This window comes from Synergistaceae bacterium, assembly GCA_017444345.1.
Classification (GTDB): domain Bacteria; phylum Synergistota; class Synergistia; order Synergistales; family Aminobacteriaceae; genus JAFUXM01.
In genome coordinates this window covers 1-11,392 of record JAFSWW010000013.1, presented here as the reverse complement: position 1 = coordinate 11,392, position 11,392 = coordinate 1, and the positions used below count along the sequence as shown (strand labels likewise).

Here is an 11,392-nt window from a genome sequence, read left to right as displayed (position 1 = left end):
AGGCCATATTGTGAAACTTTCTGACCTGTACGGGCTGCTGCGGCGGCTGCGGTTTTCTTTGTATCTGTACGCTTTAAAGCCTTAGGGTGTCCGCATACGTTCACACCCAGATGTCGGCATAATTTGAATCTCGGCTCTCTTCTTGTTGCCATGAAAATAAAACTCTCCTTCAGGTTTTGTATATAATTCTCGTAAAAACTTTTTGAGTTTAACACCTGCATTTGAAATTGTAAAGTTTATCGCAAAAAAATACCCTGCCGCAATTAATATTTTTACGACAGGGCGGTAATATTTAGTGATTCAATAAATTAATAGCTTACAATATCAGAAGCCTCGCCCATGATAACAACGCAGCCCTCTTCTACGCGTTTCAGTAATTCAATTAATACAGACTCGGGAATAGCTACACAGCCTGTTGTAAATTTATTTTTCGTGTAGCAGTGAAGGAAAGTAGCACTTCCGCCTTCAGGTTTTGCGAGGGAGTTATGACTGATAGCGAGTGCATATTTATAGGCCATATTGAAGTCTGCAAGACGCTTGCTTTTCTTCGTGTTGAAATTGTCATAGTCTTCAGTTGATACGAACTGATTATAAAGCAACGAGTTAGAATCTCCGTTCCAGTAATGAGTGTCGTCTATTCTCGTGTAGCCCATAGGACAGCCGGGATCGCGATTAATTCCAAATGCCTTTGTGAATGTGAATACGCCGCTGGGGGTCTTGCCGTCGCCTTCACGTTTTTTGCCTGACCAGCCATTTTTGCCGATAAAAGCATGAGCCTTCAGAATTTCGTGCCAGCCCTCTGAATCCTTCTCGTAATATCCGAAAGTTGCTCCGCGTCCTTGTGAATCCGGGCAGCCTACGATAATTACGGCCTGTGTTGCGTCCTGAGTAGCTGCAAAAGAATGAAGCCATCTCTCATAAGAATATGAATAAATATTCTCTTCAGCAAATGAGACAGAAACGAGACAAATTACTAATAAAGCTGCTAATAAAACTTTGCGCATAATAACGCCTCCTAACATAAAATATAAATAAATAAAAATTTGTGTAGCTTAAAACCTGGAAATTTAACAAGCTGCTATATAATAGCGTAAAAGGAGCTGCTTAGAAATGAGAAATATACTTATAAATATTAGTGATAATAACAGAAAAAATATTTTACTTGATAGAATGTCGCGCGTAAAAGAAGTAAAAAATTTCAGGCTCGAACAGCTTGACCGTGATTATTTTATGATTCAAGTTTTGCCCGAACCTGATTGTGAATTACGCGGTATAAAAGGGTCTGTGCTTGATGCTCTTGTTGATGTTTTCGGGATAAAAAATTTTTACGATATAAATATCGCGCATTAAATTATTATTCGTCTTCTTCCTCGTCATTGTCATAGTCATCACTATTTTTGCGGGCTTGTTTTTTCCTCATGCTATTAATATATTCGGCTGTGAATACCCAGAATAACGAAAACGCCAAGCCGATACCTGTGCCCATGATTGTTATTCTTGCGCGTCTAGGAGCGTATTTTATATCCGGCGGTGTCGCATAGTCTACGACTGAAATTGAAGTCATGTCATTAGCCTCGCTGAGTCTTGCTCCCTCGTATTGCCTGAGCATCATTTCATATTTTGCCGTCGCAAATTGTAAAGCCCTGACATAACGCTGATATTCCATGCCTAATTCTGGAAATTTGCCTAATGATAACAACGAGTCGCCCGATATTAATCTGTCGTGCTGCTCAATATCTGAACGTTTTTGTTCGGCCTCGAGTCTGTGCAATTCTTTAGTCATTGCATCGAGCTGAGATTGTGCGAGCTTTAATTGCGGGTTATCTTTTCGCGCATAACTTCTCATTGAAGAAATTTCTACGTTCTTGGCTGCGATTTGATTCTTTAGGCTTGCAATTGAAGCTAATAATGCCTGAGCTTGAGACTCAAAGACTACTACGCCGCTTTTTTGCTGATAGTTTATCATAGCGTCTTCTGCCTGATTTAGTTCTTGCTGGGCCTGCATTAATTGCGATTCGAAAAAGTTTCGTTTTTGCTGGGCGTCTGCTATTGCCATTTCCTGTAATTTATGCTGCAATTCGCCTACAAGTGCATTTGCCATATCAGCTGCCATCTGCGGATCTTTATGTATATATGATATAGTGATAATTCCGCTGTTCCTGTCCTCATTAGCTCCCATGCTTTCGAGTACTGCATTTCTTGCGCTGACTCTTTTATCAGTGCTTAATTCGTTCATAAGATCAAACCTGTCAACTATCGCGTCAACTACAGAGTCGCCCCTCAAAATCCCGATAAATAACTGCCCGCTCGTTGCATTTCTGGGAAGTCCTACAAAGCTGGCAAGACCTCCAAGACGTGCGGATATACCTTCAATTCTGTTGCCTGACTGAGGAGGAAGTATTCTCGTCTCAGCTCTATAAGTAAACGGAGCCGTAAACGCACGGACAAGATAATATACACCAAATATGCCGGTAACGATAATTATAAAAAACTTTCTGCGCCATACAACACTAAATATATCAAATAAAGTTAATTCGCCGGCATCATCTTGAAATTCATATTCATATTCATGCTTATTATTATGAGCCATTATATAAAACAAATCCTTTCGAGCAAATAAATTTTACACGTGATTATAGCATTAGAGCTCATACAAAACACGCAAACAAGAATCACTAAGAGCTTTAAGACTCGAAACTTGTTTATCATCAGGGAGTCCTGACACAGCATAAGCTAAGGGGATTTCAGTACATCCCATAGTAACAGGTACATCACGTTCGCGCCATAATTCATTAATAGTGTCCCGCAAAATTTCTACGGCTGTGAATAAATCTCCGGCTTTAACGAGTCTTATACAAGATTGAATATTATTTTGCTGTTCACGTGAGGGCTTGAGAAAGAAATAATTATTTTCCTGCGCATAAGTCTGATAAATCAAGCTCTTAATCGTCCCGTCTGTAGCAAGAAGCCACGAACAATTGCCCTTGCTTAATTCCCGCGCTGCCTCAACAGTTGACTCTACTATATGAATTAGCGGCACCGGCAAATCATATCTAAATCTGTCAATGAAATAATGAGCAGTATTACAAGGCACGGCCAATAAATCGGCTCCCATTTCAGCGAGTTTGAATAAATTTTTCTTGATTACGGGTTCGGGATCAGGGCCGAGTCCCATAAGTCCGTCGCTCCTGTCAGGTGTATCAGGATCAGAGAGCATTATAATTTTAGGGTGCTGAGAGTCATTTTTTGCGGGAGCGTCTTTTGCCAGTATTCTAAGAAATTCAGCACAGGCAGCGGGGCCCATTCCACCGAGTACTCCTAAAGTTTTCGCGGGTTTTGTCAACATAATAATAACCTCCTTAAGAAAATATATAATAAATCCATATAAATATACTTGCTTTAAATTTTGAATCGACTAAAATTTTATTATCACAATACTATCATATTTATTTTTTACGAAGGGAGAAATTTTTTCATGTATTCGTTTTTAGGCGGTCTTGTGATATTAATTCTCGGTTACATGATTTACGGTGCAATAGTAGACAAACTTTTTGGGCCGGATGACAGAAAGACTCCATGCGTAGAACATCCCGACGGCGTTGACTTTGTGCCGATTTCAGCGGGAAGGGCTTTCTTGATTCAATTACTTAACATTGCGGGACTTGGGCCGATATTCGGGGCATTATCCGGAGCTATCTGGGGGCCTCAGGTGTATTTATGGATCGTATTCGGGACAATTTTTGCCGGAGGTGTTCATGATTATTTAGTCGGTATGCTTTCAGTCAGGAACAACGGAGCGAGCGTCTCGGAAATTACCGGAAAATATCTCGGCGGCTTTATGCTTCAGATTATGCGTTTATTCTCTGTAGTCTTGCTTGTAATGGTCGGAGTTGTATTCATGGTAGGGCCGGCCGGGTTGCTTGCAATTATGATAACGCAGGGAACTGGCGCGAGTGTAGGAGCTTCTGCCGGGACAGCAGCTGCAACAGTATGGGGCTATAACACAAAAGAGTGGGTCGAGATTCTCACAATTGTAATTCTGATATATTATTTCTTGGCCACGTTGCTGCCTATTGATAAAATAATCGCAAAATTTTATCCTATTTTCGGATTCTGCTTAATATTCATGGCAATAGGAATCGGCGGTGTTACAGTAGCGAATCACATAAACGGTACAAAGCCCATGATTGAATTATGGGAAGGATTTTATAACATGCACCCGAATGCAGCCACGACTCCGATATGGCCGTTAATGTTTATCACAGTAGCATGCGGGGCGATTTCGGGATTCCACGCGACTCAATCTCCGTTAATGGCTCGCTGCTTGACTTCAGAACGCAAGGGGAGATTTGTATTTTACGGTGCAATGGTCGCAGAAGGTGCAATTGCTTTAATATGGGCATCAGCTGGTATAGCATTCTATAATACAATGAAGGACGGCTTCTCGACGGCTGGATTATTAGCAGTCAAGGGCGGAAATTCTACATCAGTCTATCAAATTTCAGTGGGACTCTTAGGGCCGATAAATGCAGTAATAAATTTCTTCTCGCATAGTTTTGCTATAAATTTAGGTGCGGCTCTTGCATTACTCGGTGTTGTTGCATGTCCGATTACTTCAGGAGATACGGCTTTCAGGAGTGCTAGATTAACTCTTGCTGACTGGTTCAAGATTGATCAAAAAGGTATGGGACCGCGTCTTATGCTTGCTGTGCCTCTTCTTGCAATAGGTTATTTTATTTCATTCTTAGATTATGGAATAGTATGGCGTTATTTCTCATGGTCGAATCAGACTCTAGCGATGATCGCATTATGGGCGGGCGCGGTATTTCTCGCACAGGAAGTCGGAGCTCGTGCAAGTTTGATAGCTGCAATCCCGGCGACATTCATGAGCGCAGTAAGTGTTACATATTTCTGTATTGCCCCCGAATGTTATTTAATGCTTGAGAAAAATTTAGCTTATGGAATCGGTGCAGCTGTTGCCTTGTTATTCGCGTTAATATTTTATGTCAAGACATATAGACCAAATAGACCCGGAATGGAGAATATACACACACTATGATGAAAAAATTAATTCACATTGAAGGAATGGGCTGCGAGAAGTGCGCGGCACATGTTCACGAGGCATTAATGAGCCTTAAATCAGTAAGTGACGCAGAAGTCAGTTTGTCAAAAAATTGCGCGCTTGTAACTCTTTCAGGCGATGTAACGGACTCAGAGTTCAAAGAAGTTATAGAAGAGGCCGGTTATGAAGTCAGCAAGATAGAAGCGGCATAATTAATCACAAAATTTTTAGCGGGTTCTGTGAGAGATTCGCGGGACTCGCTTTATTATTTCCTGCGTCTGAAGATACGGCGCAGTCTTTCAGGGCCAAGCGCATATAACGAGAATAAAATTTTATTCTTGATCAGAGTAAATAAACTCTTAAAAAATTTTGGTCTCTCACTCTCAATTTTTGCGGGATCAGTCTCATAATAATATATATTTGAATAGTGAGGCTTTAATTTATTTTTCGCGATATAGATATTTAACAATCTCTCAGCCATGAAAGCAAGCACCCTTTTTTGATAGGGCTTATAGAATTTATAGGGAATTTCAGGCTCTACGGCATTCAAGACAGCAAAAAGCCACTGGCAATATTTCTCGAACTCGTCATATTTCATTATGAACATGCAGTAAAGCGAGATTTTATTATTATCTTCCATGACGTGAATAAACGAGTCATAATAATCCGGAAATTTTGACGCAATAATATTCTTGAGAGCATTATAATCTTCACTATAGTGATTTATGCAATAATTTACATATAATGAGAACGGCGAGGGAGTTACTTGTTTAGATAAAATAATTTTGCCGGATTCTAAAATATTTATAATCTTGTCAGAATTAACTCTATAGTCTTTGATTGAGTCAGCGGGCTTGAAAATTTTATCAATTAAATATTTTGTCTCGTCAATCGCAAAAAATCTCCTGTAATGACTCCAGCCGACATATTTAATATCAGGATATAATTTACGCAAATTTTTCCATGCCCAGTAAAGCCCGGTTAATTCAGAGTAACAATCATTTTTGCTGCTGATATTGTCGCAGGGCTGGCCGTTTATTTCATTGTCAGGCTGAATATTTAAATCTACAGGATTCACAGCCCGGCCGGCCTGAATGGGCAATAATATTTTATCGTCTAAATTCGGCATTTGATAGGCGTTATAATAACATACTAAAATTTTCAGGAGCGAGTTATTTTCAGGCATAAATTAATAATCCTTTCACGTGATAATTTGCGATTATTATATATCATTTTGCGTGATAATATTTTTGCTGTCATGAGCCCAAGTCTGTAATAAAAATTTTCGCGTTAAATTAACATTCTCCTGTCATGAATTCACAGCACATAATAAAATTTTTTGCTTAATAATAAAATATTTTGCTGCTTTACGAGTCTCAGCCATAATAAAAATTTTCGCGTTTATATATCATAATAAATTAATATTCTCTTGTCATGAGTTCACAGCCCATAATAAAAATTTTTTGCGCCTATGTATCATAATAAATAATATTTATTTCTGTCATGAGTCCCCGCCTGCAATCATATAAAATTATGCTATTATAAATTACGCAAGATTTTATAAAAAAAGTCGAGGTGTTAATTCGTGATTAGGCTTAACAACATTTTTGTAAAATTCGACCAGTTCGAGGCTCTTCGCGACATCAACGTTCATGTAAAAGAAGGCCAGTTCTACACATTTCTAGGCCCATCAGGCTGCGGAAAAACGACGACTCTGCGCACAATAACCGGTTTTATTGAGCCATCTTCAGGCAGCGTACTAATGCGGGATCAAGATATTACACACGTTCCCATTGAGAAGCGCAATATCGGAATCGTATTCCAGTCTTATGCGTTATTCCCTACAATGACAGTTTATGACAATATAGCATTTGGACTCAAGATAAAGAAATTAAGCAAGTCAGAAATCAAGCGCAAAGTCAACGAAATAGCCTCAAAAGTTGATTTAACGAGCGAACATTTACAGAAAGCAGTGAGTCAGCTCTCAGGAGGTCAGCAGCAAAGAGTCGCAATCGCACGGGCACTCGTTACAGAACCTGCTATTATTTGCATGGATGAGCCGTTATCTAATCTTGACGCAAAATTGAGAGTCCAACTCCGCAATGAACTCAAGAAAATGCAACGCGAATTTGGAATAACTACAATTTATGTAACTCACGATCAGGAAGAAGCATTAACACTCTCTGATTGCATTTCAGTATTTAACAAGGGAGTAATCGAGCAGACAGGAAGCCCTAACGAGATTTATAATCACTCAAGCACCGAATTTGTAGCTAACTTTATCGGCGACATTAACAAGCTAGAACCTGCAATAACAAGCGCGCTTAAATTACCGGAAAATCAGAATCATTTTATCAGGCTTGAGAGAATCAGAGTCGAACTCAGCAGCGAGTCAGGCTTTGACGGCATAATCGAATCTCAAGAATATTACGGGCTTTACATAAAATATTATATACAAGTTGCCGGCCAAGTCCTGAAAGTTATCGAGAAAAACGACGGAATAAATATTTATAGTCCCGGCGACTCCGTAAAAGTCATAATTAACCCGTCTGATATTATGAGCTATCAGGCTTAAGGGAAGGGAGCGATTATTCATGCAAAAAAATAATACTCTTGACGCAGGATTTATCGCAAAAATTTTCGGGCTCGCATTATTCTTATATTTATTTCTGGGCTTTATGGTAATGCCATGCTTGAATACTTTGACTTCTATATTTATGACTCGTAATGCTCAGGGCGTAATAGATCCCTTTGCAGTAATAAAATTTTTTATGGCTGGAACGATGCCGTTATTTGTCTGGAATTCCCTAAAATTGGCCGTCTGTCTCGTAATAACAGTAAATATAATCGGAATCAGTATAGTACTCTTAACAGAATATTTTGATATTAAGGGCGCGGCGATTCTGCGAATGGGTTACATGACTACATTAATTTATTCGGGCGTGGCACTAGTTACAGGCTATCAATTTTTATACGACACAAACGGAATGATGACGACTTGGCTCGCTCAAATATTCCCGCACATGAATCGTCAATGGTTTTCGGGCTTCAACGCAGTATTATTCACAATGACATTTGCCTGCACGTCGAATCACGCTCTATTTTTGCGTAATGCGATTAGGGGAATAGATTATAACACAGTAGAAGCAGCTAGAAATTTAGGAGCAAGTCCCCTAAAAGTTTTATTCAGAGTAGTAATGCCGACTTTATTGCCGACTCTGTTTTCTTTAACTGTCATGACATTTATAACGGGACTTTGTGCTATGTCGGCTCCGACTTTACTAGGCTATAATTCGATTAATCCCGAAATAGTAAGGCTCGCGGGGTCAAGTTCAGCGGATGAGTCATTCCCTCAGGCAAGGGCGGCACTGTTGAGCGTTATTCTTGCATTATTCACGGTTATATTATTGAGCATATTAAATCACTATGAAAGAAAGGGACATTATTTATCAGTCTCGAAAACTAAGGCAAAACTTGTCAAGCAAAAAATTAACAGCCCCTTCTGGAACATAATAGCTCATGTTTACGCGTATATTTTATTTGTTATATATATGACTCCTGTAGTAATGATAATATTATTCTCGTTTCAGAACTTCCCGGCGATAAGATCAAAAATGTTAAATCTTACTGACTGGACATTTATAAATTATTTCGGCACTCAAGATTATGAATACATGACATCACGCGGCAGGCTGCGAACTCGAATCGGCTCAATTTCCGGAGTATTCTCAAATTCTGACGCAGTAGGAGGCATAAGACTCTCATTTATAATGTCGGCGATTGCGGCGGCCCTTGCGTGTGTTATAGTAGTGCTTGCTGTCTCGTATATATTCAGACATCGTAACAAAAAACGTGCGTTAATAACTGAAAGCTGCTTATTATTTCCGTGGCTGCTTCCGACTATATTAATTTGCTATTCATACAGGATATTCTTTAATCGTGAAGTCTGGTATGTGTTCGGGAATAATTTATACTGGCGCGAGAACGTGAGATTCTTAATAATAATGGCCTACACAGTAACAAAACTGCCTTTTGCCCTAAGAATGATAAAAGCTGCCTTTTACGCAATCGATGACGAATTAGAAGACGCAGCTAAAAATTTAGGAGCTTCACCGGTTTATACTTTCTTGAAAGTCAAATTGCCGATTATATTGCCGAGTGTCTTAGCAGTGTTCGCGCTGAACTTCAACGCACTATTTACAGAGTACGACATGGGAGCGACTTTCCAGTCATCATACGGAAAAACCTACGCAATGATTATACAAAATATGACAATGGAAGAGGGCCGTGAAGGTTATAACATAAATGCATCGGGGCGGCGTTGTGCGTCGACAGTGTTTATTATGATAGTTTCGGGAATAATTCTATATTTAGTATACGGTGTAGGCTCGCGGGACTTAGGCGAAAGACTCGAATCACGCAAAAAGTGGCGAAAACGCTGGGCAAAACTCACAGGCAAGAAAACAGAGTGAACGAGTTAAAAATTTTTATTGCGTCCCGGGCTTGAATGTCCGGGAATTTCTTTATGCTAGAATATATAAAAATTTTCAGGAGGTATCACTCAATGCAGCAAAAAATAAGTATTTCTCACCATAGGGGGGGGGGCTCATTTAAGGAGTCAGTAAAAAAATTTCTGTACTCTATAGGACTTCTTAAGGCAGCTCAAATTATCAAACGTTTATTACATCCCATTCCTAGTTTAATTCCCAATGTCAACAAAACAAATTATCACAAAAAATGTCTGCTCGTTTATATAACACATCCATTTGTGCGTAAAATCAGCGATACTCACCAGAATCAATGGCAGGCTATTGAGATGGCCCGCATTATAGGCACATTCGGTTATAATGTTGATGTAGCTGATTATTCACAGGAAAATAAACTCAGGCGGATTAATAACAAGTATGATTTAATAATTGACATTTTACCGCGTGAAAAAAATTTCTGGACTCACTGTATGAACGAAGGCTGTAAAACTATTATATACCGCACAGAAAGCAGTCAAAAATTTTCATATGAGCAGGAACTCCAAAGACTGGCAGATCTTCAGCAGAGACGGGGCGCAAAATTACAGCTTTTACGGGCATCGCTTGAGAAAACACAACAAGAGCGCGAAATCGAGAAAGCAAATTTATTCTGGTTTATAGGCAATTCTTACAACTTGAAATCTTATGATTATTTGCATATTCCCCCGGTCTGTTACATAAAGAATAACGGCTATATTTTCGACTGGCTGAACATGAATATAACTCGAGACAAGAAAAATTTTTTATACTTTGCGAGTTTCGGCCAAGTTCATAAAGGTTTAGATTTATTGCTTGAGATTTTCAGCCAGCCCGGCTTTGACTGTAATTTATATATTTGCAGCTCGTTCATAAATGAATATGACTTCTACAAAGAATATAAACGCGAATTACTTGAGACTCCGAATATTTACCCGGTCGGCTTTGTCGATATTAACGGCTCAATATTCCGGGAACTCACAGAGAATTGCGCTTATAGTATAGTGCCCTCATGCAGTGAAGCAGGCTGCGGAAGTGTTTTAACAGTAATGTCCGCCGGAGTTATTCCCATTGTTAGCAAAGAATGCGGCTTTGAAGATGACGAAGTAATAAATCTCCCTGACTGCAAAATTGAGACGATCCAAAAATTTATACGCGATTATTCAGCCAAGCTCGACGAATGGATAAAGCAAGAGTCCTCACATGTCGCCGAAATCGTAAAAACTCGTTACAGCCGGCAAAATTTCACGGACTCAGTTATAGCAGCAATGAATAAACTTGAGAAATTATAAGCACAAATAAACCCGGACTCTAAATCCGGGCTGTGTATTCTCTCTAACAATAAAAAAATGGAGCAGAAGACGGGATTTGAACCCGCGACCCCAATTTAGTAGTCCTCGATATAATTCGCAAATCGTGTATATTCCCGCCTGAAGGTCAAATTACATGCTCCAGTCCGGCCTGTTCGATTCTTTGCTATAGTGAGTTCGGCCTTGCTGTCTTGAGTCTTGTAATTCCTGTCATCGTCATAATAATCACTTCTATAAAGCAATATCACAGTGTCAGCGTCCTGGTCAATTGCTCCCGAATCTCTCAAATCTGATAAACGCGGCTTTTTCTCGTTGGATTTAGAGATTTATTCAGCGAAGCCAGAAAGATTTTAGTCAGCATTAACGGAGAACAGGAGAGTGAACTACCGCCACTTATAGAAGTGGCGGCTTCCTAATTCGACGAGAACCGCGCTACAACCGATATTGCTGGCTGAAGTCGTCTTACATTCTCTCCAAAGGCGTAACTTCCCGTAGTCCCTACGGTAGACATAATTATT

At 39.6% G+C, this 11,392-nt stretch carries 11 protein-coding genes; 6 read left to right on the top strand and 5 right to left on the bottom strand.

What is annotated here, in order from left to right:
* Positions 1-308 precede the first annotated feature (308 nt).
* Positions 309-1,004: a L,D-transpeptidase family protein gene (locus IJS99_00615; GenBank protein ID MBQ7560322.1), complete on the bottom strand. Its 696-nt coding sequence runs from the start codon at positions 1,002-1,004 to the stop codon at positions 309-311.
* Positions 1,005-1,110: 106 nt separating this feature from the next.
* On the opposite strand from IJS99_00615, the gene IJS99_00610 reads away from it, so the two are divergent.
* A complete protein-coding gene (locus tag IJS99_00610; protein ID MBQ7560321.1) occupies positions 1,111-1,350 on the top strand; it encodes a hypothetical protein in 240 nt (79 codons plus the stop codon).
* A 4-nt stretch (positions 1,351-1,354) separates the two neighbouring features.
* Here IJS99_00610 and IJS99_00605 read toward each other — a convergent pair whose 3' ends face one another.
* Positions 1,355-2,590, bottom strand: a complete 1,236-nt coding sequence (locus IJS99_00605) for a hypothetical protein (protein ID MBQ7560320.1) — start codon at positions 2,588-2,590, stop codon at positions 1,355-1,357.
* 51 nt (positions 2,591-2,641) lie between these two features.
* The gene (locus tag IJS99_00600; protein MBQ7560319.1) at positions 2,642-3,346 is read right to left on the bottom strand and encodes an aspartate/glutamate racemase family protein; all 705 of its coding nucleotides are present in this window, start codon (positions 3,344-3,346) and stop codon (positions 2,642-2,644) included.
* 129 nt (positions 3,347-3,475) lie between these two features.
* On the opposite strand from IJS99_00600, the gene IJS99_00595 reads away from it, so the two are divergent.
* Together IJS99_00595 and IJS99_00590 are read left to right on the top strand one after the other, a co-directional pair.
* On the top strand, positions 3,476-5,059 hold the full coding sequence (locus IJS99_00595) for a carbon starvation protein A (protein MBQ7560318.1): 1,584 nt from the start codon (positions 3,476-3,478) through the stop codon (positions 5,057-5,059).
* The gene (locus IJS99_00590) at positions 5,056-5,274 is read left to right on the top strand and encodes a heavy-metal-associated domain-containing protein (GenBank protein ID MBQ7560317.1); all 219 of its coding nucleotides are present in this window, start codon (positions 5,056-5,058) and stop codon (positions 5,272-5,274) included. The genes IJS99_00595 and IJS99_00590 overlap by 4 nt, the downstream gene beginning before the upstream one ends.
* Before the next feature lie 53 nt (positions 5,275-5,327).
* On the opposite strand, the gene IJS99_00585 is transcribed toward IJS99_00590, so the two are convergent.
* Positions 5,328-6,248, bottom strand: coding sequence for a DUF4422 domain-containing protein (locus IJS99_00585; protein MBQ7560316.1), 921 nt, complete (start codon positions 6,246-6,248; stop codon positions 5,328-5,330).
* A gap of 399 nt (positions 6,249-6,647) precedes the next feature.
* Here IJS99_00585 and IJS99_00580 point away from each other — a divergent pair, with 399 nt between their 5' ends.
* From IJS99_00580 to IJS99_00570, 3 genes are all read left to right on the top strand, one after another.
* Positions 6,648-7,637 (top strand): ABC transporter ATP-binding protein, encoded by a 990-nt coding sequence (locus tag IJS99_00580; protein MBQ7560315.1) that lies wholly within the window; start codon positions 6,648-6,650, stop codon positions 7,635-7,637.
* A gap of 19 nt (positions 7,638-7,656) precedes the next feature.
* Positions 7,657-9,534 (top strand): iron ABC transporter permease, encoded by a 1,878-nt coding sequence (locus IJS99_00575; GenBank protein ID MBQ7560314.1) that lies wholly within the window; start codon positions 7,657-7,659, stop codon positions 9,532-9,534.
* 92 nt (positions 9,535-9,626) lie between these two features.
* The gene (locus IJS99_00570) at positions 9,627-10,856 is read left to right on the top strand and encodes a glycosyltransferase (protein MBQ7560313.1); all 1,230 of its coding nucleotides are present in this window, start codon (positions 9,627-9,629) and stop codon (positions 10,854-10,856) included.
* 95 nt (positions 10,857-10,951) lie between these two features.
* Here IJS99_00570 and IJS99_00565 read toward each other — a convergent pair whose 3' ends face one another.
* Positions 10,952-11,200 carry a hypothetical protein gene (locus IJS99_00565; GenBank protein ID MBQ7560312.1) on the bottom strand — a complete coding sequence of 83 codons (249 nt, stop codon included), beginning with the start codon at positions 11,198-11,200 and terminating at the stop codon, positions 10,952-10,954.
* Positions 11,201-11,392 lie beyond the last annotated feature (192 nt).